This is a genomic window from Streptomyces sp. NBC_01454, from assembly GCF_036227565.1.
Lineage (GTDB): Bacteria > Actinomycetota > Actinomycetes > Streptomycetales > Streptomycetaceae > Streptomyces.
In genome coordinates this window covers 1,052,851-1,073,775 of record NZ_CP109460.1, presented here as the reverse complement: position 1 = coordinate 1,073,775, position 20,925 = coordinate 1,052,851, and the positions used below count along the sequence as shown (strand labels likewise).

Below are 20,925 nucleotides of genomic sequence, written 5' to 3'. Positions count from 1 at the left end.
CTCCTGCTGCGGGCGACGTGCCGGGCGGTGGGGGATCACTTCAGCGAAGCATGAGCGGCCGCACGGCGCAGCAGGATGGGCAGGATTGGAGGGCCACACCGTCTCAGGAAGCCCCGGGCCGGTCCTGCCTCTGCTGTACGAACGGTCCTTCGACTGTGAAGCGGCGCAGGAGGTGGGCGAATTGCCCCACCTCCCCCGGCGGCCAGGAGGACATGCCCGTCATGAGGTGCGCGGCCAGACGCGCGCGCAGCTCCGCCACCGCGGACCGGCCCTGGTCGGTGAGGACGAGCAGGTGTGCGCGCCGGTCGGTGGGGTCCGCCTCGCGGCGGACGAGGCCGGCGTCCGCCAGCCGGGAGGCGCGGCGGGTGACGCCGGAGCGGTCGACGTCGACATCGGGGGCCAGTTCGGCCGCGCTGCGGGATCCCGTGCGGGCCAGGGCGCTCAGTACCGGGTAGGTCAGTTCGTCCACCGCCTCGTCCATGCCTTCGGTGAGCTGTTTGTACAGCTGGGTGCGGGTGGTGCGCCGGAGCAGAACGCCCAGCGCGTCTGCGATCTCCTGCCCTGCTTCGTTCTCCACCTCGAAAGAATAGCGTGCGCTGCGCACGCAGTTGGTGCTACAGTCCAGGAGATGCGTGCGGAGCGCACGCACTACTGCTTCTCCTTCTGCCCTTCCCTGAAAGGAACCCCCATGACGCGCACCGGTATGGAGACCGCCCTGACCGACCTGCTCTTCAACGGTGACATCACCCTGCAGGAGGCCGTCGACCGTCACTTCACCCCGGAGTACCGCCAGCGCACGGACGGCGAGTGGGCCGACCGCGCCCAGTTCCTGGAGCACATGACCCACGTACGCGGCCTTGTCGCCGACGGTCGTGTCGAGGTGCACGAGGAGCTGTACGACGGCGGCAACTACGCCGACCGGCACACCGTCCACCTCACCAAGAAGGACGGCTCGACCGTGAGCATGGAGGTCTACGTGTTCGCCGACCTCGCGTCGGACGGCCGGTTCAGCCGCATCGAGGAGACCACCCTGATGCTCCAGGGCTCCGACGCCGACCGCACCATCGGCAGCGCCCGTTAGGCCGTGCTTCCCGGACCCTCCCGGGGCCGCGACGCCGGCGCCCGGTAGCCCCCCTCCTGGTCTCCCCGTGCGCCCAGGACGTCACCAACCGCTACCTGACCCCCCGCACGCTGCCCGCACTGCACACCACCTGCACCAACTGAACCACCGCCGAGTTCACCGTGGACGGGACAGGCGCCCCTGGGGCGGTACGGCTGCGTACCTCCCCAGGGGCGCCCCGCGAGACGGTGGCATGTGGAGGCGGACCAGGGACGCGGTGCCCCGGAAGGCGGCGGCCGGACGGGTGGCCCGGGCCGCTCGTGCGGGGGCGAGCACCGGTGGGGCGTCGGCGACCGGTACCCGCGGGGCTGCGCCGGCGCGACAGCCGGGCCGGGGAAGATGTCACGGGCGACCCGGGCTGATCACAGGTGACTACTGAGGGTTCCTGAAACGCCCCGGGCACCCGACGCCGCGCCGCATAGTGGAACCTGTGGCGCGCGATCGGCGTTCAATGGAGTACACAGAGCGCGGCAGGCGCCGCGGAAGGGGCGTGAAGGATGTCCACACAGGCGAAGGTCGCGGTCGGCGGGGTCGCGGTGGGAGTGATCCTGCTGTGGCTGCTGCCCTTCTGGGCGGCTCTCCTGGTCATGGTAGGGATTCCGGCCGTCGCGTATCTGACGCTCGACTCCTCCCAGCGGCGCCGGCTGCGCCGCGTCGGCCACAAGCAGATCGGCCGCTGAGCGAGCCGGTCCCCGCGCACCTCACGGTAGTGGGCCGCCCCGGTCACCCGGTCCGGCCGCGTACGGCGGGCGGCAGGGCCGGGGCCCGGACAGCCGGTGGGCGCGGCCGGAGGCACCTGCCGGCCCCTCACCCGTCCCGGTCCGGCGCGGTCCGCGCCACGGCAGGCACCGGACCGGCTCAGACCGGCCGCACCGCCAGCTCGTCCAGCGACGACAGCAGACCGGGCAGTTCGGGCCCCCGGCCTACCGGATGCACCTCACCCGGCTCCTCGTCCAGCAGCACGAACGCGATGTCATCGGTGCGGGCGACCATGCTCCAGCCGGGCCCGTCGACCCGCAGGGTGCGCGCCTCACCGGCCGCGAACGACGACCGCACCCGTCCGGGCGGCGGCGGATCGGCCACATAGCCGCGCGCCTCCGCCAGCACCCTGCGCACCCCTTGGTGCGTCTCGTCGCCCGGCTCGGCAAAGCTGTCTTCGCCGTCCACCTGCTCGCGCCATACCGGCCACTGCATGGCGATCTCGTCCGCGCCGAGCCGCCGTTGCGCCGGCCCCCACGCCTCGGCATCCGGCGGCGTCAGCGGCGCGGGGTCGCCCTCCTGCGGTTCCGGGTCGTGCGGTTGCGGCACCCCCGGCGCCGAGACGGCGAGCGCGAGCGGCCATCCCGGAAGCGCCCCGACGATGCTGTGCTCCCCGGGGGAGAGGTCGTACTCCATCCCGCAGTCCCAGGCCGCGATCGCACAGGCCACCAGCGGCACGTCCTCCGTCACCACCGTCCAGCGGGCACCGTCCCCGTCCTGGCCGAGGACCAGCCCATAGCCCTCCGCATACGGCTCGAGGCCGAGCCCCGCACACACCTCGGGGTAGTCGTCGCCGAGCACGCTCGGGAACTGCGCGGGCGTCAGCAGCACCGCCGTCAGCACGAACAACTGGTCGTTGTCGGCGCTCTCGGTCGTGGGCACGCGGGCCTCCCCCATCCAATCCATCGCGGAGTACGTCGGCGCACCCTAATTGGCGCGGCACGGCCTTGTCACCAGCCCTACGCTGCGCAGATGCCTTTTTGCCGGCGCGGTGTGCCCCTCGCGCGGGCGGCGCGGCCGGGCCGCGGGGAAGGCGGCGCCGGCCTCGCGGGAGTCCCGGTGGGCACCCCGGTGGCACCCCGGTAGCACCGCGGTACCCGCCCGAACGGGGGCGATCCCGGCGGGGCGACCCGCCCGGCCGTCGCGCCGGCTCGCCCGCCCAAAGGCCGCCCGCCACGACGGGATCCGGCCACCGTACGGCCCGATCCGGCACCCGGCGTTGCCCTCAACTGGCGCCCGCCGGACTAAAATTGACCCCGTCGGCGACCGAAGGGACGGGTATCAGGTGCGGCGTTACGACTGGTTACGGGAGATCCGCCGGCTCGACCCGGAGCGCGATTTCCTGCGTATCTACCGCATCATCGCGACCCATGAATTCCCCTGGGACCTGACCCGCGCCCTGGAGCTGGCGCTCTACCGCACCTATGCCGTGCCGAGCATCGGCCGGCTGCTCGCCGAGACGGCGGAGCTGACGGACCGTACGCAAAAGCGCTATGACGACACCGCCCTCCTCCTGGACGCCGTCGTCGAGCACGGCTTCGACAGCACGGACGGCCGGACGGCGATCCGCCGCATCAACCAGATGCACCGCGGCTACGACATCAGCAACGAGGACATGCGCTACGTCCTGTGCACCTTCGTGGTGGTGCCCAAGCGCTGGCTCGACGAGTACGGCTGGCGGCGGCTGACCGCACACGAACAGCAGGCCGTCGCCGCCTACTACCGCACCCTCGGCCGGCACATGGGCATCACCGCGATCCCGCAGACCTACGAGGACTTCGAGCGCTGCCTCGACGCCTACGAGGCGGCCCACTTCGGCTGGGACGAGGGCGCACGCCGGGTGTCGGACGCCACCCTGGATCTGATGGCGGGCTGGTACGGCCCGCTCGCCCCGGTGGTGCGCGGCGCCGGCCTGGCCCTCCTGGACGACACGCTCCTGGCGGTGTTCCGGTACGAGCGGCCCGCGCCGGCGGTGCGCAAGACGGTCCGCACGGCGCTGAAGCTGCGCGCCCGGGCCGTGCGACTGCTGCCGCCCCGCCGCACCCCGCACTACGCCCGCCAGAACCCCGAGATCAAGGGCTATCCGAACGGCTTCCGGGTGGCCGCACTCGGCACCTTCCCCGCCGCCCGCCGCACGGGCAGCTGCCCGGTCCCGCACGGAGAGGACCCGGCGGCTCCCGAATGACACATGGGCGGCCCGTTTCACCCCCGGGGCCCCGGCTCACCCCCGCCGGACGGCCAGCGCCAGATAGCGGGCGTCCTCGTCCTCGTACCGGATCAGCTCCCACCCGGCGGCGGTGAGAAGCGGCCGCAGATTCGGCTCGGCGCGCAGGTCGCCGGAGGTCAGCGGGCGCCCCTTGCGCGCGGCGAGGGCCGCCCGCCCGATGGGGTGGAACAGCGCCAGCCGGCCACCGGGGCGTACGACCCGGGCGAGTTCGGCCAGGCCGCCCGCCGAGTGGGACAGATGGGACAGCAGCCCGGCGGCGAAGACCGCGTCCAGCGCGGCATCCGGCAGCGGCAGCCGGGTCACGTCCGCGAGGAGCAGCGCCGCCTCACGGTCCCGCCCGGCCCGCACGGCGGCCTCCAGCATCTCGGGCGTGAGATCCGCGCCCAGCACCGTCCCGCGCGGCCCCACGGCCGACCGCAGCGCGGACAGTGCCCGCCCCGTACCGCAGCCGGCGTCCAGGACCCGGTCGCCTTCCTGGAGGCCCAGTTCGGCGATGCCCGCGGCGTAGGCCGGGCCGTCGTCGGGGAACTTGGCGTCCCAGCCGGCCGCGCGGGCGGCGAAGAACGCGCGGACCTCGTGCGGCCGGTCGGCGTGATGGTCGGTCATCGGGCTCCTTCGCGGGCGGGACGGTCGGTGAGGGAGGCGGCGCAGGCGTACCGGGCGATCGCGATGGTCAGGGGCACCGGGACGACCGCCGACCACGGACCGGCACCGTGGCGTCCGACGGTGAGGTCTGTCGGCATCCATGCGGCGGGTGTACCGTGCCGCTCCTGCGCCTGCTGTTGAGCCATACCCCGCATGATCCCGCAACGGCCCGCTCCCCGGCGGCGAACGCCGGGTGCGCCCGGGACCGGTGGGTCTCCGGCTCCCGGGTGGGGTCCCGCTGCGACCGGCTATCACGAAATCCGGGGCCGATGCGCTTCTTGATCGGAAGACATGGTGGCTTTGGTGAATCCTCGGACATCCCGGTCAGCGGGCGGTACGGTCCTCGCCATGGATTCGGACGGCGCTGTGCCGCCGAAGGCTCCACTCGCCGAGCCGTGATCCGTACACCCCGTGACGCGCAGGACCCTTGCACCTGGAGGAGACGGCCGATGAACGGCGCACAGGGGGCCCCGACGGGCACAGCCCCGGGCTCCGACCCCGATGTGACCCTGAAAGTCTTAGTCGCGGGCGGCTTCGGCGCGGGCAAGACGACCCTGGTGGGCGCGGTCAGCGAAATCCACCCGCTCCGCACGGAGGAACGGCTCAGCGAGGCGGGCGAGACCGTGGACGACACCGGGGGAGTGGACCTCAAGGGCAGCACCACGGTGGCGATGGACTTCGGCCGCATCACCATCAGGCAGGGCCTGTCCCTCTACCTCTTCGGCACCCCGGGACAGGACCGCTTCTGGTTCCTGTGGGACGACCTGTCGGAGGGCGCGCTGGGCGCCGTGGTGCTGGCCGACACCCGGCGGCTGCAGGACTGCTTTCCCGCGGTCGACTACTTCGAGCGCCGCTCGATCCCGTTCCTGGTCGCCGTCAACTGCTTTGCCGAGTCGCACTCCTACGGGGCCGACGAGGTCTCCCGGGCACTGGACCTGGACCGCAGCATCCCGGTCGTGCTCTGCGACGTGCGCGACCGCGACTCCGGCAAGGAGGTGCTGGTCCGGCTCGTCGAGCACGCGGGACGGTGGCGCTCCGACCGGGTCCTGGACCCGGTGGGGTGACCGGCGCCGGGGGCCGGGCGCGGCGCGGACCCCGGACGGGCCCGCGCCACGGGCACCCTCAGCTCGCCAGTGCCGCCACCGCGACGACCTTGTCGATCCTGACCCGTACGACCAGCTCGCCCGGCACTCCGTTGCGCGCGCCGTACTCCTCCGCCCGGTCCTCACCCATGTAACGCGCCGCGATCCGCGTCGCCCAGTGGCGCACGTCCGCCTGCTCACTGCTGGTCTCCGCCGTCCCGTGGACGACCGCGAAGGAGAACGGCGGGGTGTCGTCGTCGACGCACAGCGCCACCCGGCCGTCACGGGCGAGGTTGCGGCCCTTGACCGTGTCCTCACCGGTGTTGAACACCAGCTCGTCGCCGTCCATGAGGAACCACACCGGCGCGACATGCGGGCTGCCGTCGGCCCGTACGGTCGCCAGCTTGCCGGTACGGGTCCCCTCGGAAAGGAACCTCTGCCACTCGTCCTTGGTCATCTTGTGTGCCATGCGGACATCCTCATCCATCGGGCGCGGAGTGGCGCCCAGTGGCACGCCGGGCCGTGGGGCCGCTTGCCGAGACGGCGGCGGTGGGACAGGCTGGCACGGCAGTTCGCGGACGGACCGTGGGCTGCCGTCCGGCCGGAAGCACGGCGAGGACACGGGGAGGAAGCGGCAATGGCATTGAGCAGCGGACTCGACTGGCTGCTGGACGACCTGACCAAGCGGGTGGAGAAGGTACGGCACGCGTTGGTGCTCTCCAACGACGGGCTGGTGACCGGGGCGAGCGAGCAACTGGCGGGGGAGGACGCCGAGCATCTCGCGGCGGTCGCCTCGGGACTGCACAGCCTGGCGAAGGGATCGGGGCTCCACTTCGGCATCGGCCGGGTGCGCCAGACGATGGTGGAGTTCGACGACGGCGTGCTGTTCGTGACGGCGGCGGGGGACGGCAGCGCGCTGTGCGTGCTGGCGGGCGCCGAGGCCGACATGGGCCAGATCGCCTACGAAATGACGCTGCTGGTCAATCGCGTCGGGGAGCATCTGGGGGTCGCGGTCCGCCGCCCCGAGAGTTATCCACAGATCTGAGGCGGGGATTGACCCACCGTCATCGCCTGCGGCTACAGTCGTCACTGTCAGTGATCGACCGAGAAGCGGGGGAAACGGCATGACAGTGATGTGCGACGGGCAGCAGACGCTCACGACGGGGCGGGCCGCCCGTGAACTGGAGCTGAGGACCGGCGAGTTCGAGCTCGCCGTCCAGCTCGGAGAAGTGCGGACGGTGCCGGCCGGGAGCGAGGACCGGCCGGCAGCGGCCGGATCGCCGGGCCGGCACCACCGGGTCCCGGCGGAGGAGATCGCCCGGCTGCAGGCCGAACCGGGCTTTCCGGAAGCCCTCCGCGAACGGATCCGCGCGGTCAGCACGACCGAGGCCGCCGCGCTGATGGGCGTCGGGCCCGGCCGGGTGGCGCGCCTGACCCGGGCCGGGTGCCTCGGCCCCGTCCGGTTCTATGTGAATCGCTTCGGCGCGGTGGTCTGGCTGTACCTCGCGTCCGAAGTCACCCGCTTCGCCGAGCGGGAACCCGAACTCATGCGGGGCAACACCCCGGCGGCGATGCGGGTGATGCTCGACAGCGGACAGGACTGGCGGGCCCGCCAGTGGCGCAGCCGGCGGGTCGCCCAGCTCATGGGACAGACCGACGACCCCTGGGAATCGGCTGCGGTGATCGCCGCGGTGCTCCCGCCGGAGGAACTGGCCTCGGTGGCCGAGGACCCGCTGGAGCGGTCCCTGCTGCGCCGGCTCCGGCCCACGCTGGCGTCCGTCATCACGGTGACCCCGGCCGCCCGCGAATCCTTTGAACGGGTGGTGACGGCGGAGGAGTTCGACGAGGTGCTGTGGTACCGCGTCAACCTCTCCCGTGGCCTGGAGCGCGCCCGCCGGGACGACCCGGGGCGGCTGCGGACGCCGGCCGCCATGCCCTCCGCCGCCCGCCCGGATCAGCCGCCCAGCTTCCTGAAAAGCCCCTCCTGGACGACCGAGACCAGCAGCCTGCCCTCCCGGTCGTAGATCCGCCCCCGGGCCAGGCCGCGGCCGCCGGTGGCGATCGGCGACTCCTGGTCGTAGAGGAACCACTCATCGGCGCGGAACGGCCGGTGGAACCACATCGCATGGTCGAGCGAGGCCATGTCGAACCCGCGCGGCCCCCAGAGCGGCTCGATCGGGATGCGGACCGCGTCCAGCAGCGTCATATCGCTGGCGTAGGTCAGCGCGCAGGTGTGCACGAGCGGATCGTCGCCCAGCGGCCCGACCGCGCGCATCCACACCGCGCTGCGCGGCTCGGCACCCTCGATCTCGTCCGGGGTCCACCGCAGCCGGTCGACATACCGGATCTCGAACGGCATCCGGCGCGCCATCCGCTCCAGGGACTGGGGCAGTTCGCGCAGATACTCGCGGACCTCTTCCGCGAGCGTGGGCAGCTCTTCCGGGTCGGGCACCGCCCGGCGCAGCGGCAACTGATGATCGAAGCCGGGTTCCGGCTTGTGAAAGGAGGCGGTCAGATTGAAGATCGTGCGTCCCTGCTGGACGGCGACGACCCGGCGGGTGGTGAAGGACCGCCCGTCGCGCACCCGCTCGACCTGGTACACGATCGGCAGCCCGGGCCGGCCCGGCCGCAGAAAGTACGCATGGAGCGAGTGGACCGGGCGGTCACCTTCCGTGGTCCGCCCGGCAGCCACCAGCGCCTGCCCCGCGACCTGGCCGCCGAAGACCCGCTGCAGCGATTCCTGGGGGCTGCGGCCCCGGAAGATGTTCACTTCGATCTGTTCGAGATCCAGCAGATCGACCAGCTTGTCGGCGGGATTGCTCATGACCGGTGGCCCTCCGTCGCATCCTCCGGCGGCCTCGGTCGAAGCCGTCGCCTCACATCTGACCCACATCCGTGACCCGCACCACGGCGCGTCCCTCCTCGTCGGAGGCGGCCAGGTCCACCTCCGCGGAGATACCCCAGTCGTGATCACCGTTCGGGTCCGCGAAAGTCTGCCGTACCTTCCACAGCCCGTGCTCGGCATCCTCCTGGATCTGCAGGAGCTTCGGGCCGCGCGCGTCCGGGCCGGTGCCCAGCTCGTCGTACTCATCCCAGTAGGCGTCCATCGCCTCGCCCCAGGCGTCCGTGCCCCAGCCGGACTCGGCATCCATCTCGCCGAGCTCCTCGACCTTGTCCAGCGCCGCCAGCTCCACCCGCCGGAACATCGCATTGCGCACCAGCACCCGGAACGCCCGCGCGTTGGCCGTGACCGGCCGGACCTGATCGGCCCGCTCGGCGGCCTGCTCCGCCGTCTCCACCTCGGGGTTGGCGAGCTGCTCCCACTCGTCCAGCAGACTGGAGTCGACCTGCCGCACCATCTCGCCCAGCCAGGCGATGATGTCCTCGAAGTCCTCCGACTTCAGATCGTCCGGCACGGTGTGGTCCAGCGCCTTGAAGGCACTCGCCAGGTAGCGCAGGACGATCCCCTCGGTGCGCGCCAGCTCGTAGAAGGACGTGAACTCCGTGAAGGTCATGGCGCGTTCGTACATATCGCGGATGACCGACTTCGGCGACAGCGGGTGGTCGCCGACCCACGGGTGGCTCTTGCGGTAGAGGCCGTAGGCGTGGAAGAGCAGCTCCTCCAGCGGCTTGGGGTACTCCACGTCCATGAGCCGTTCCATGCGGTCTTCGTACTCGACCCCGTCGGCCTTCATCTGGGCGACCGCCTCGCCGCGGGCCTTGTTCTGCTGCGCGGCCAGGATCTGCCGCGGATCGTCCAGCGTGGACTCCACGACCGAGACCATGTCCAGCGCGTAGGACGGCGACTCGGGGTCGAGGAGGTCGAACGCGGCGAGCGCGAAGGTCGACAGCGGCTGGTTGAGCGCGAAGTCCTGCTGGAGATCCACGGTCAGCCGGACGATCCGGCCCTCCGCATCCGGCTCCGCCAGCCGCTCCACGATTCCGCCGTCCAGCAGCGAACGGTAGATCGCGATGGCCCGCCGGATGTGCCGGAGCTGGTTCCTGCGCGGCTCATGGTTGTCCTCGAGCAGCTTGCGCATCGCGTCGAAGGCATTGCCCGGCCGTGCGATCACGGCCAGCAGCATCGCGTGCGTCACCCGGAAGCGCGAGGTCAGCGGCTCCGGATCGGAGGCGATCAGCTTCTCGAAGGTGTTCTCACCCCAGTTGACGAAGCCCTCCGGCGCCTTCTTGCGCACCACCTTCCGGCGCTTCTTGGGGTCGTCGCCCGCCTTGGCCAGCGCCTTCTCGTTCTCCACGACATGCTCGGGGGCCTGCGCGACCACGAAGCCCGCGGTGTCGAAACCGGCCCGCCCGGCGCGGCCTGCGATCTGGTGGAACTCCCGCGCCCGCAGCGTCCGCACCCGCGACCCGTCGTACTTCGTCAGCGCGGTGAACAACACCGTGCGGATCGGGACGTTGACGCCCACGCCGAGGGTGTCCGTACCGCAGATGACCTTCAACAGGCCCGCCTGTGCCAGCTTTTCGACGAGCCGGCGGTACTTGGGCAGCATGCCCGCATGGTGCACGCCGATGCCATGGCGGACGTACCGCGAGAGGTTCCGGCCGAACTTCGTGGTGAACCGGAAGTTCCCGATGAGCTGCGCGATTTCGTCCTTCTCGGCACGCGTGCACATATTGATGCTCATCAGTGCCTGCGCCCGCTCCACGGCGGCGGCCTGGGTGAAGTGCACGATATAGACCGGCGACTGGCGGGTCTCCAGCAGCTCGGTGAGCGTCTCCGTCATCGCCGACGTGCGGTACTCGTACGACAGCGGCACCGGTCGTGTCGCCGAGCGCACCATCGTCGTCGGCTTCCCCGTGCGCCGGGTCAGGTCCTCTTCGAAGCGCGACATGTCGCCGAGCGTCGCCGACATCAGAATGAACTGCGCCTGCGGCAGCTCGAGCAGCGGAATCTGCCAGGCCCAGCCGCGGTCCTGCTCGGCATAGAAATGGAATTCGTCCATCACGACCTGGCCGATGTCCGCGTCCTTGCCGTCCCGCAGCGCTATCGAGGCGAGGATCTCGGCGGTGCAGCAGATGACCGGCGCATCGGCGTTGACCGACGCATCGCCGGTGAGCATGCCGACGTTCTCGGTACCGAACAGCTTGCAGAGGTCGAAGAACTTCTCCGAGACCAGTGCCTTGATGGGCGCGGTGTAGAAGGTGACCTGATCGTTGGCGAGGGCGGTGAAGTGCGCACCGGCCGCCACCAGGCTCTTACCGGAGCCGGTGGGGGTGGACAGGATGACGTTCGCCCCCGAGACCACCTCGATCAGCGCCTCCTCCTGGGCAGGGTAGAGCGAGATGCCCTGCTGCTCGGCCCAGCCCGAAAAGGCTTCGAAGAGGGCATCGGGGTCGGCGTCGTTCGGCAGATGATCGATGAGGGTCACGCCCCCATACTGCCTGCCTTCGGCCCCGATCAGGGAACCGGCGGCTCACCGGGAGATCAACTGAAGCTCCCCGACCGCACAAGCCGACCGGCCCACCGGCCCCGCCACCCCGCGACGCCGGCCCCACCACCGCCCGGGTACGCGCCTTCAGCGACCCTGAGCAGCACAAATGTCCACCTTCACGGCTCGGGCCACAGGGGCGCGAGGGGAGCGAGGGGCAGTGTTCTCACTTTCCGTGCCAGGGAGCGTACGCGTCGTCGCCATCGGCATCCGCCGGCTGCGCCGCAGTCCGTCGGCACGTGGCGGAGATCACGCACGGTATGCGAGGCGCATCGGCGGAGGGGGCATCCGCCTTGATCATCGTGCGGCCTGAGCCCGGACTGATCAACGCCCGGATTGATCAACGTCAGGCCTGAGCGACCGGCCTGAGCCCGGATTGATCAATGCCCGGGCTGATCAACGTCAGGCCTGAGCGACGCCGGCCTGATCGATGCCCCCTGATGCACGTCGGCCGTGGTCGACCTCCGGCTTGATTGACCTCCGGTGTGGTCGACCTCTGCGGCGGGCGGCGGGCGGCGGGCGGCGGGCGACGGACGAGGGACGAGGGACGAGGGACGAGGGGCGGCCGGGAGCCGGCGAGGGGGGACGGCTGAGGGGCGGCGGTCGGCCGTCCCACCGTCAGAAGGCCGCACCGTCGCCGCTCATCCGCCAGCGGCCGCCCCCTCAAGCACGCCCCCAACTACCCCGACCCCGCCGCCTGCGCTGCTGGCGCCCCGTCACCCCGCAGCGTGGGGGCTCACCCCGGCCCGCCGGCGAGATCATCTGGCGCTACGCTGAGTCGCCGAACGGGTGTCAGGGGCGCAGCTCAGCGGCGTGCGAGGCACATGGTGCGTGCGGGAGAACACGCGCAAGAGAACAGAGGGTGGGAGCACATCATGATGGGACCGGCGCACTCGCTGTCCGGGGCCGCAGCCTGGCTGGGGGTGGGTGCCGGGGCCGCTGCCGCTGGATATCCGATGCCTTGGCCGGTGCTCGTCTGCGGAGCTCTGATCTGTGCCGGAGCGGCGCTGGCCCCGGACCTCGACCACAAGTCCGCGACCATCTCGCGGGCCTTCGGTCCGCTTTCGCGGATTCTGTGCGAAGTGGTCGACGCCCTCTCGCACGCGGTCTACAAGGCGACCAAGATGCGCGGTGATTCGAACCGCAATGGCGGGCACCGCACGCTCACCCACACCTGGTTGTGGGCCGTGCTGGTCGGTGGCGGTATGTCACTGCTGGCGATGAAGGGTGGCCACTGGGCGGTGCTCGGCATCCTCTTCGTCCACATGGTGCTCGCCATCGAGGGGTTGCTGTGGCGGGCGGCACGGGTCTCCAGCGACGTGCTGGTGTGGCTGCTGGGCGCCGCCGCGGCCTGGATCCTGGGCGGCATACTCGATCAGCCGGGCAACGGCGCGAGTTGGCTGTTCACCGAGCCGGGGCAGCAGTACCTCTGGCTGGGTCTGCCGGTCGTCCTGGGGGCGCTGGTCCATGACATCGGCGACGCCCTGACGGTCTCGGGTTGTCCCGTCCTGTGGCCCATCCCGATAGGCCGCAAGCGCTGGTTCCCCGTCGGCCCGCCCCAGGCCATGCGTTTCAAGGCCGGCAGCTGGGTGGAGCTGAAGGTGCTGATGCCGGTGTTCATGCTGCTGGGAGGCATCGGCGGCCTGGGCGCCCTCGGCTATATCTGACGAAGCTCAGGAGCGAGGAGCGAGGACCGAGGGCCGAGGGCCGAGAAGTTCCGAGTTCGGAGCGAGCGGGAGGGGCCGGAGCCCGAAGCCCCCGCCCCGCTCCCGCCCCCCTCAGCCGTGCCACGACCGCCAGAGTGCCGCGTAGGCGCCCTCGGCGGCGACCAGTTCGTCGTGGCTGCCCAGTTCGCTGATCCGGCCCTCCTCGACGACCGCGATCACATCGGCGTCATGCGCGGTGTGCAGCCGGTGTGCGATCGCCACCACCGTGCGGCCGTCGAGCACCCTGCCCAGCGAACGCTCCAGATGGCGGGCCGCCCGTGGGTCGAGCAGGGAGGTCGCCTCGTCCAGGACGAGCGTGTGAGGGTCGGCGAGGACGAGCCGGGCCAGCGCGATCTGCTGTGCCTGGGCCGGGGTCAGCGTATGGCCGCCCGAGCCGACCTCGGTGTCCAGTCCCTTGCCCAGGGCCCGTGCCCAGCCGTCGGCGTCCACCGCGCCGAGTGCGGCCCACAGTTCGGTTTCGTCCGCCGCGGGGCGGGCCAGCCGGAGATTGTCGCGCAGGGAGCCCACGAAGACGTGGTGTTCCTGGTTGACCAGCGCGACCTGCTCGCGGATCCGCTCGGCCGGCAGCGCGGAGAGCTCGGCCCCGCCGAGGGTGACGGTCCCGGTGCGGGGGCCGTAGATGCCGGCCAGCAGCCGGCCCAGCGTCGACTTGCCGGCGCCGGACGGCCCCACCAGTGCCAGCCGGCTCCCCGGACGGATCTGCAACGAGACCTCGCGCAGCACATCCACGTCGGCGTGGTAGCCGAAGCTGACCCGGTCGGCGTGCACGTCGCGGCCGTCCGGGAAGCGCTCCGGATCCCCGGCCTCCGGTTCGATCTCCCGGACGCCGACGAGTCGCGCGAGGGACACCTGGGCCACCTGCAGTTCGTCGTACCACCGCAGGATCAGGCCGACCGGCTCGATCATCATCTGCGACAGCAGCGCGCCGGTCGTCAGCTGCCCCGGAGTGATCCAGCCGCCGATGACGAACGCCCCGCCCAGCAGCAACACCGTGCCCAGCAGCAGTACATGCGTCAGATCGACGACGGGGAAGAGCACCGACCGGAGGTAGAGGGTGTAGCGCTCCCATTGGGTCCATTCGCGGATCCGGTGCTCCGAGAGGGCGATGCGGCGGGCGCCCAGCCGGTGGGCCTCGATCGTGCGCCCCGCGTCCACGGACTCGGTGAGCACGGCCGACACCGCGGCGTAGCCGGCCGCCTCCGAGCGATAGGCGCTCGGGGCCCGCTTGAAGTACCAGCGACAGCCGACGATCAGCAGCGGCAGCGCGAGCAGCACGGACAGTGCGAGCGGCGGCGCGGTCACGGTGATCCCGCCGAGCAGCAGCGCCGCCCACACCACGCCGATGGCCAGTTGCGGCACCGCCTCGCGCATCGCGCTGGAGAGCCGGTCGACATCGGTGGTGATCCGTGACAGCAGATCGCCGGTGCCGGCCCGCTCCAGGACGCCCGGCGGCAGCGCCACGGACCGTACGAGGAAGTCCTCGCGCAGGTCCGCCAGCATCCGCTCGCCGAGCATCGCCCCGCGCAGCCGGACCATCCGGACGAACACCGTCTGGGCGGCCAGCGCGAGGGCGAACAGGACGAGGGTGCGCTCCAGCGGGATGTCCCGGTCGCCCGCGGAGAGTTTCTCCACGACGCCGCCGAGCAGGTACGGCCCGGCCATGGAGGCGATCACCGCCGCGGCGTTCACGGCGACCAGCACGGTGAATGCCGTGCGGTGACGGCGGATCAGGCCGCCGACGTAACCGCGTACCGTCGCCGGTGAGCCGACGGGCAGGGTGGTGACGGTCTGCGGGGCGTCCGGGTCGTGTGCCGGGGGTGCCAGGCCGATCATGCGGTCCTACCTTCTCGCTCAGGATGGCCGGCCGACAGTGCCGGCTCGGGGTCCGATGCGCGGGTCACGACCGCGCGGTAGGCGGGGTGGAGGTGCAGCAGTTCGCGGTGGGTGGCCCGGGCGGCGACCGTGCCCTCCTGGAGGAACACCACCTCGTCGGCCCGGTCCAGCAAGAGCGGACTGGAGGTGAGAACGACCGTGGTGCGTCCGCGTCTCAACTCCCGCAGGCCGTCGGCGATCCGGGCCTCGGTGTGGGCGTCGACGGCGCTGCTCGGCTCGTCCAGCACCAGCACCTCCGGGTCGGTGACCAGCGATCGGGCCAGCGCCAGCCGCTGTCGCTGGCCACCGGACAGCGACCGGCCGCGCTCGGTGATGTGGGTGCGCATCGGGTCGCCCGAATCGTCGGCGGTGGCCTGGGCCAGCGCGGTCAGCACATCGCCGCACTGCGCCGCGGCCAGTGCCTGCGTCGCGCCCACCCGCCCGGAGGCCGGTACGTCGAGCAGTTCGCCGAGCGTGCCGGAGAGCAGCATCGGGTCCTTGTCCTGGACGAGTACGGCCCGGCGGGCGGCGTCGCGCGGTAGTTCGTCCAGCGGGGTGCCGCCGAGGAGGACGGATGGCGGGCGGGCCTTCCCGCTGTCGTCGTCCGCCGACGGCGGGTGCCCGCCGAGGTGTTCGGCGAGCCGGCCCGCCGCGTCGGGGTCGCCGCAGACCACGGCGGTCAGCCGGCCGGCCTGTGCGGTCAGTCCGCTGACGGGGTCGTGCAGTTCGCCGGTGGGTGGCGTCGCCGTGTCCTCGGCCGGTGCGCCGGCCGGACGGTGCTGGGCCAGCACGCGGGCCGTGCGGGTCGCGGACGGTCTGGCGAAGGCATAGGCCTGCGCGATCTCTTCGAAGTGCCGGAGCGGGAAGAGGAGAAAGGCGACCGCGCTGTAGAGGGTGACGAGATCGCCGACGGTGATCGTGCCGTCGAGGGCGAGCCGGGCGCCGTACCAGACCACCGCGAGCAGCAGCAGGCCCGGCAGCAGTACCTGGACGGCCGAGATCAGCGACCACATCCGGGCGCTGCGGACGGCGGCCTTGCGCACCTCCTGGGAGGCGCTGCGGTAGCGGTCGAGGAAGAGTTCCTCACCGCCGATGCCGCGCAGCACGCGCAGCCCGGCGACGGTGTCGGAGGCCAGTTCGGTAGCCTGGCCGGCCTTGTCGCGCTGTGCGTCGGCGCGCCGGATGGCGGGCGGCAGCAACGGCAGGACGGCCAGCGCCATGACGGGCACGCCCAGAGCCACCAGGGCACCCAGCGCCGGCTGGTAGCAGGCGAGTGCGACACAGAGACCGGCCGTGGTCACCGCCGAGGCACCGAACCGGGAGAGCGCCTCGACGAACCAGCCGATCTTCTCCAGGTCGCCGGTGCTGACGGCGGCGATCTCGCCGGCCGCCACCCGCCGGGTCATGGCCGAGCCCAGTTCCGTGGTCTTGCGGGCGAGCAGCTGCTGCATCCGGGCGACGGCGGTGATCCAGTTGGTGACCGCGGCGCGGTGGAGCATCACCCCGCCGACCGCGCTCAGCAGTCCGAGGGCCAGGACCAGAGCGCCGGCCAGGAGGAGCCGGCCGCCGTCGCGGTCCACCACGGCCTGCACGGCGAGGCCCACCGCCAGTGGGGAGGCGGCGATGCCGCCGAGGTTCAGCAGTCCCCAGGCGAGGGCCGACAGCTGTCCGCCGACTTGCTGTGCACAGAGCCAGCGGAGGAAGGCGCCGCCCGTACGGACGTCGGGGACGCCCGGGTCGGTATGCGGAAGGTCGCGAATGTGCATGATGTCCCAGGCGAAGTCGGGGTGGGGTGGATGGCGGCAGGCCGTCCGGGCAAGGGGAAGTGACCCTCGCGCCGGTCGTGTCGCGGGCGGAGGTTCTGGAAGGTTGGCCCGCCGGGAGGTCTGATTTCAAACGGTTTTTCCGCTGTGACCCCCTCTTTCGGACACGCGTGTGGCGGTCCGCACAGAGCGGGCGGGTGCCGGCGGTGCGCCGCCCCGGCGGTGCGACCATGGGGGCCATGCGAACAGCGGGCAGTGCGATGCGGATGGCGGCGGTGGCCGCGGCGGGGCTGGTCCTTCTGGCGGGCTGCGGCGGCAGCGGGAGCGGCGGCCGCGGCGACGGCAGGGACGACGGCGCGGGGAAGGGGGAGCGCCCCGGCGGCCCGGCCCGCGGGGCCTCGGCCACCACCCACCTCAAGCACATCCCCGAAGTCGGCTCCGCGCTGCGGTCACGGATCCCCGCCGGCTCCCGGCAGGTCGTCGCGGTCTACGGGGACGGGGTGAACTCCGCCGACGCCACCGTCGTCCTCTACGACAAGGGCGCCAACGGCTGGGATCAAAAGGGGCGTTGGGCCGCGCACAACGGCCGGCGCGGCTGGACGGTGAACCATCACGAAGGGGACAAGCGCAGCCCGGTCGGGGTGTTCGCGCTGACCGATGCGGGCGGTGTGCTCGCCGACCCCGGCGCCAAGCTGCCCTATACGCACTCCACGGCGTTCACCCCGCCGTCGTACTGGTCCAAGAACACCCGCCACGACTTCGACTATGTCGTCGCGATCAACTACAACCGCGTCAAGGGGACCTCTCCGCTGGATCCGTCCCGCCCCGAGGGGCAGTCCAAGGGCGGCGGGGTCTGGCTGCACATGGACCACGGCAGCGGCACCTCCGCCTGCGTCAGTGTGCCGAAGGCCGGGATGCAGGCCCTGCTGCGCGCCCTGGAACCGGCCCGGCAGCCGGTGGTGGTCATGGGGGACAAGGCGCATCTGGCGGTCTGACGCCGTGCCTTCGGTGCTTCGAAGCTGCCGCGAAAGGCCGGCGGTACGCCGGGCCGTGGCACCCGCCGGCTGACGCGCGGGCCCGGCGGACGCACCGCCCGCCGGGCCCGCGCCCGCGCGCCTACTCCTCCGGCTTCTGCGAATCCATCCCCGGCCGGGCCTTCTTCCACAGTCCGCGGGTGAAGTCGGGAATCTCCTGCGGGGCGCCGTTCGCCTTGATCGAGAGGTCGCTCAGCGGCACCGGCGCGGTCCAGGTCGCCGCGTCATAGACGTCGAAGTCCGGTACGAGGCCCAGCCGCATGCACTGGATCAGCCGGAAGATCAGCAGGTAGTCCATGCCGCCGTGTCCGCCGGGCGGGTTGGCGTGCTCCTTCCAGAGCCAGTGGTCCCACTGCGCGTACGTGCCGAAGTCGCCCCACTCGTCGTTGCTGTGGTCCGGCTCGATATAGATCCGCTCGGGGTAGTCCTCGAAGAGTCCCTTGGTGCCGCCGAGGCTGTTGATGCGGCTGTAGGGATGCGGGGTGGAGACATCGTGCTCCAGCCGGATCACCCGCCCCTTGGCGGTCTGGACGAGGCTGATCGTCCGGTCGCTCCCGATGTACGACTCCTTCCAGCTGGGGTCGCCGGCGGGCATGTGGTCCTTGCGGTAGGCGGCGAGGCCGAGGGCGGGGGTGCCGATGCTGGAGATGCGGACGGCGCGGTCCCCGCGGTTGAGGTCCATGTAGTTGGCGACCGGGCCGAACCCGTGGTTGGGGTAGAGGTCGCCGCGCAGCCGGGTGTGCCACAGCCGGCGCCATGGCCCCTCGTAATACTTCGGGTCGAACATCAGGCCGCGCAGATCGTGGACGTAGGCACCGGCGCCGTGCAGCAGCTCGCCGAAGAGGCCCGCGTGTGCCATCCGCAGCACCCGCATCTCATTCCTGCCGTAACAGCAGTTCTCCAGCTGCATGCAGTGTCTGCGGGTGCGTTCGGAGAGATCGACCAGCTCCCACAGCTGGTCCAGCCGCAGGGCGAGGGGGCATTCGACGCCCACGTGCTTGCCGTGCAGCAGCGCCGTCTTCGCCATCTCGAAGTGCCGGTCCCAGGGCGTCGCGGCGTAGACGAAGTCGAGGTCGCCGCGCGCGCAGAGGTTCTCGAAGTCGTGCTCGCCGTGGGTGTAGACGGCGGGTGCGGGCTGCCCCGCGGCGGTGACCTTCTTGGCGGCCTTGGCGGTCTTGTCCTTCACCGGGTCGCACAGGGCGACGACGCGGACGCCCGGCATCGCGAGAAAGAGGTCGATCATGCTGCCGCCGCGGTTGCCGAGGCCGATGATGCCGACGCGTACGGTGCCGCGCCGCTCGAACGGCACCCCGATCATGGTCCGGCCCTTGGCCGCGGGGGAGGCGGCGGCCGCGGAGCCGGGCGTCGCGGGTGCGGCCGCCGCGGCCTGAGTGGACGTCAGGCCGCCGAGTCCCAGCCCGGCGCCCGCCGCACCGGCGGTCCACAGGACCGAACGGCGGCTCGGACCCGCCTCGTTGGGGTCGTGCCGGCCGTCGTGGCCGTCGTGGTCGTCGTGGTTCTGCGAGGGTGCCTCGTGCATCGATCCTCCAGGGAACGGTGGGGTACCGGGGCATGCGTGAACCTCGGTCAGGACCTTGTCGGCCGATGGGCCGGGGCACAAGAGGGCCGGGGGGGAGGCCGGTCGCGGCACATGTGGATTCTTTGCCGCACCACGCGACCTTCTCCCGCAAGTTCGGGCGTCTCGCCGTCAGCTTCTTTCGCAAGCAGCTGAAAAGCCTTGCGGAAGGCCTTGACGTGTCCACAAGGCAAACGGCAGGCTCCGGTACACCATCCCCCCATGGCGGCCGGCGCGTGGCTGCACTCGTGGGCGCGGTGTGCCTGCCGTGCCCCATGACCAAGGAGCCGCAAGATGCAGCAACGTTCCCGTGTGGTGGGCGGGGCGCTGGCCGGCGTGCTGGCCGCGGCCGGCCTCGCCACCTTCGCGCCGTGGTCCTCCCAGGCCGCCCCGCCCGGCGAAAAGACCGTCACCGCCACGCTGTTCGAGTGGAAGTACGCGGACGTCGCCAAGGCCTGTACGGACCGGCTCGGTCCGGACGGCTACGGCTATGTCGAGGTCTCGCCCGCCTCCGAGCACATCAAGGGCGACCAGTGGTGGACCTCGTACCAGCCCGTCAGCTACAAGATCGCCGGGCGGCTGGGCGACCGGAACGCCTTCGCCTCGATGGTCCGCACCTGCCACGGCGCGGGCGTCAAGGTCATCGCCGACGCCGTCATCAACCACATGGCCGCGGGCTCCGGCACCGGCACCGGCGGGACCCGGTACACCAAGTACCGGTACCCCGGCTTCTATCAGGACCAGGACTTCCACGGCTGCCGCCGGAGCATCTCCGACTACGGCAACCGCACCGACGTCCAGACCTGCGAACTGGTGGGCCTGTCCGACCTCGACACCGGCAGCGAGTACGTCCGTACCACCATCGCCAAGTACCTCGACGGACTGCGGTCGATGGGGGTCGACGGCTTCCGGGTGGACGCCGCCAAGCACATCTCCGCCACCGACCTCGCCGCCATCAAGGGCAAGATGCGCGATCCCGGTTACTGGGTGCAGGAGGTCATCTACGGCGCCGGCGAGGCCGTGCAGCCCGACGAGTACACCGGCACCGGCGACGTGGACGAGTTCCGGTACGGCAGCCAGCTCAAGAGCGCCTTCCAGGGCGGCGGTCTCGCTCAGCTCAAGTCCGTCGCGGACGGCAAGCTCGACGGCGACAAGGCCCGTACCTTCGTCGACAACTGGGACACCGAGCGCAATGGCTCGACCCTGACCTACAAGGACGGCGCGGCCTACACCCTCGCCAACGTCTTCATGCTCGCCTCGCCCTACGGCTCACCGAACGTCTACTCCGGCTACGAGTGGTCCGACAAGGACGCCGGACCGCCGAGCGGCAGCGCCGGCTGGACCCGTGAGCACGCCAAGCGGGAGATCACCGGGATGGTCGGGTTCCGCAACGCGGTGGGCTCCGCCCCGCTGACCGACTGGTGGGACAACGGGAGCAGCGCGCTCGCCTTCGGGCGCGACGGCAAGGGCTTCGTCGCGCTCAACAACGGCGAGGGGGAGCTGAACCAGACCTTCGCGACCTCGCTGCCCGGCGGTACGTACTGCGATGCGGTCGCCGCCGACCCGTCCTCGTGCGGCGGCCACACGGTCACCGTCGGGGACGACGGGAAGGTCCATCTGACCGTCCCGGCGAAGCGTGCGGTGGCGCTGCTTCCCGTGCGCTGAGCCGC

19 protein-coding genes are annotated in these 20,925 nt (G+C 71.6%); 9 read left to right on the top strand and 10 right to left on the bottom strand.

The genetic code is table 11. The features are described from left to right. Positions 1 to 103: 103 nt before the first annotated feature. Positions 104 to 577 (bottom strand): MarR family winged helix-turn-helix transcriptional regulator, encoded by a 474-nt coding sequence (locus tag OIU81_RS04650; protein WP_329144103.1) that lies wholly within the window; start codon positions 575 to 577, stop codon positions 104 to 106. 111 nt (positions 578 to 688) lie between these two features. Between OIU81_RS04650 and OIU81_RS04645 the strand changes: the two genes are divergently transcribed. Both OIU81_RS04645 and OIU81_RS04640 read left to right on the top strand, forming a co-directional pair. Further along, the gene (locus OIU81_RS04645; protein WP_329144101.1) at positions 689 to 1,081 is read left to right on the top strand and encodes a nuclear transport factor 2 family protein; all 393 of its coding nucleotides are present in this window, start codon (positions 689 to 691) and stop codon (positions 1,079 to 1,081) included. Positions 1,082 to 1,617: 536 nt separating this feature from the next. Beyond that, positions 1,618 to 1,800: a hypothetical protein gene (locus OIU81_RS04640; protein WP_329144099.1), complete on the top strand. Its 183-nt coding sequence runs from the start codon at positions 1,618 to 1,620 to the stop codon at positions 1,798 to 1,800. Positions 1,801 to 1,978: 178 nt separating this feature from the next. Here the strand turns inward: OIU81_RS04640 and OIU81_RS04635 are convergent, their stop codons facing one another. After that, positions 1,979 to 2,761 (bottom strand): hypothetical protein, encoded by a 783-nt coding sequence (locus tag OIU81_RS04635; RefSeq protein ID WP_329144097.1) that lies wholly within the window; start codon positions 2,759 to 2,761, stop codon positions 1,979 to 1,981. A gap of 403 nt (positions 2,762 to 3,164) precedes the next feature. On the opposite strand from OIU81_RS04635, the gene OIU81_RS04630 reads away from it, so the two are divergent. After that, positions 3,165 to 4,064, top strand: a complete 900-nt coding sequence (locus OIU81_RS04630; protein ID WP_329144095.1) for an oxygenase MpaB family protein — start codon at positions 3,165 to 3,167, stop codon at positions 4,062 to 4,064. A 36-nt stretch (positions 4,065 to 4,100) separates the two neighbouring features. On the opposite strand, the gene OIU81_RS04625 is transcribed toward OIU81_RS04630, so the two are convergent. Together OIU81_RS04625 and OIU81_RS04620 are read right to left on the bottom strand one after the other, a co-directional pair. Next, positions 4,101 to 4,712, bottom strand: coding sequence for a class I SAM-dependent methyltransferase (locus tag OIU81_RS04625; RefSeq protein WP_329144093.1), 612 nt, complete (start codon positions 4,710 to 4,712; stop codon positions 4,101 to 4,103). Further along, complete coding sequence (locus OIU81_RS04620; protein WP_329144090.1) at positions 4,709 to 4,897, bottom strand: hypothetical protein; 189 nt, start codon at positions 4,895 to 4,897, stop codon at positions 4,709 to 4,711. The genes OIU81_RS04625 and OIU81_RS04620 overlap by 4 nt, the downstream gene beginning before the upstream one ends. A gap of 303 nt (positions 4,898 to 5,200) precedes the next feature. On the opposite strand from OIU81_RS04620, the gene OIU81_RS04615 reads away from it, so the two are divergent. Continuing rightward, positions 5,201 to 5,815, top strand: a complete 615-nt coding sequence (locus tag OIU81_RS04615) for a GTP-binding protein (RefSeq protein WP_329144088.1) — start codon at positions 5,201 to 5,203, stop codon at positions 5,813 to 5,815. A 58-nt stretch (positions 5,816 to 5,873) separates the two neighbouring features. On the opposite strand, the gene OIU81_RS04610 is transcribed toward OIU81_RS04615, so the two are convergent. Beyond that, on the bottom strand, positions 5,874 to 6,302 hold the full coding sequence (locus OIU81_RS04610; RefSeq protein ID WP_329144086.1) for a PPOX class F420-dependent oxidoreductase: 429 nt from the start codon (positions 6,300 to 6,302) through the stop codon (positions 5,874 to 5,876). A 168-nt stretch (positions 6,303 to 6,470) separates the two neighbouring features. Between OIU81_RS04610 and OIU81_RS04605 the strand changes: the two genes are divergently transcribed. After that, positions 6,471 to 6,878: a roadblock/LC7 domain-containing protein gene (locus OIU81_RS04605; protein ID WP_329144084.1), complete on the top strand. Its 408-nt coding sequence runs from the start codon at positions 6,471 to 6,473 to the stop codon at positions 6,876 to 6,878. Positions 6,879 to 6,957: 79 nt separating this feature from the next. Next, positions 6,958 to 7,857 (top strand): DUF6397 family protein, encoded by a 900-nt coding sequence (locus OIU81_RS04600; RefSeq protein ID WP_329144083.1) that lies wholly within the window; start codon positions 6,958 to 6,960, stop codon positions 7,855 to 7,857. Here OIU81_RS04600 and OIU81_RS04595 read toward each other — a convergent pair. Both OIU81_RS04595 and OIU81_RS04590 read right to left on the bottom strand, forming a co-directional pair. Further along, complete coding sequence (locus OIU81_RS04595; RefSeq protein ID WP_329144081.1) at positions 7,788 to 8,657, bottom strand: acyl-CoA thioesterase; 870 nt, start codon at positions 8,655 to 8,657, stop codon at positions 7,788 to 7,790. The two genes, OIU81_RS04600 and OIU81_RS04595, sit on opposite strands and share 70 nt — an antisense overlap. A gap of 52 nt (positions 8,658 to 8,709) precedes the next feature. Beyond that, a complete protein-coding gene (locus OIU81_RS04590; RefSeq protein ID WP_329144079.1) occupies positions 8,710 to 11,223 on the bottom strand; it encodes a DEAD/DEAH box helicase in 2,514 nt (837 codons plus the stop codon). Positions 11,224 to 12,158: 935 nt separating this feature from the next. Between OIU81_RS04590 and OIU81_RS04585 the strand changes: the two genes are divergently transcribed. Beyond that, positions 12,159 to 12,950: a metal-dependent hydrolase gene (locus OIU81_RS04585; protein ID WP_329144077.1), complete on the top strand. Its 792-nt coding sequence runs from the start codon at positions 12,159 to 12,161 to the stop codon at positions 12,948 to 12,950. Between the two features lie 111 nt (positions 12,951 to 13,061). Here OIU81_RS04585 and OIU81_RS04580 read toward each other — a convergent pair whose 3' ends face one another. Next, a complete protein-coding gene (locus tag OIU81_RS04580) occupies positions 13,062 to 14,843 on the bottom strand; it encodes an ABC transporter ATP-binding protein (protein WP_329144075.1) in 1,782 nt (593 codons plus the stop codon). Continuing rightward, positions 14,840 to 16,648: an ABC transporter ATP-binding protein gene (locus OIU81_RS04575; protein WP_329144074.1), complete on the bottom strand. Its 1,809-nt coding sequence runs from the start codon at positions 16,646 to 16,648 to the stop codon at positions 14,840 to 14,842. Before OIU81_RS04575 ends, OIU81_RS04580 begins: the two co-directional genes overlap by 4 nt. A gap of 227 nt (positions 16,649 to 16,875) precedes the next feature. On the opposite strand from OIU81_RS04575, the gene OIU81_RS04570 reads away from it, so the two are divergent. Beyond that, the gene (locus tag OIU81_RS04570) at positions 16,876 to 17,640 is read left to right on the top strand and encodes a hypothetical protein (RefSeq protein ID WP_329144071.1); all 765 of its coding nucleotides are present in this window, start codon (positions 16,876 to 16,878) and stop codon (positions 17,638 to 17,640) included. Between the two features lie 121 nt (positions 17,641 to 17,761). Here OIU81_RS04570 and OIU81_RS04565 read toward each other — a convergent pair whose 3' ends face one another. Further along, entirely contained in the window at positions 17,762 to 19,219 is a 1,458-nt protein-coding gene (locus OIU81_RS04565; RefSeq protein WP_329144069.1) for a Gfo/Idh/MocA family protein, read from the bottom strand. A gap of 330 nt (positions 19,220 to 19,549) precedes the next feature. Between OIU81_RS04565 and OIU81_RS04560 the strand changes: the two genes are divergently transcribed. Beyond that, positions 19,550 to 20,920: an alpha-amylase gene (locus OIU81_RS04560; protein ID WP_329144067.1), complete on the top strand. Its 1,371-nt coding sequence runs from the start codon at positions 19,550 to 19,552 to the stop codon at positions 20,918 to 20,920. The last annotated feature ends 5 nt before the right edge of the window (positions 20,921 to 20,925 follow it).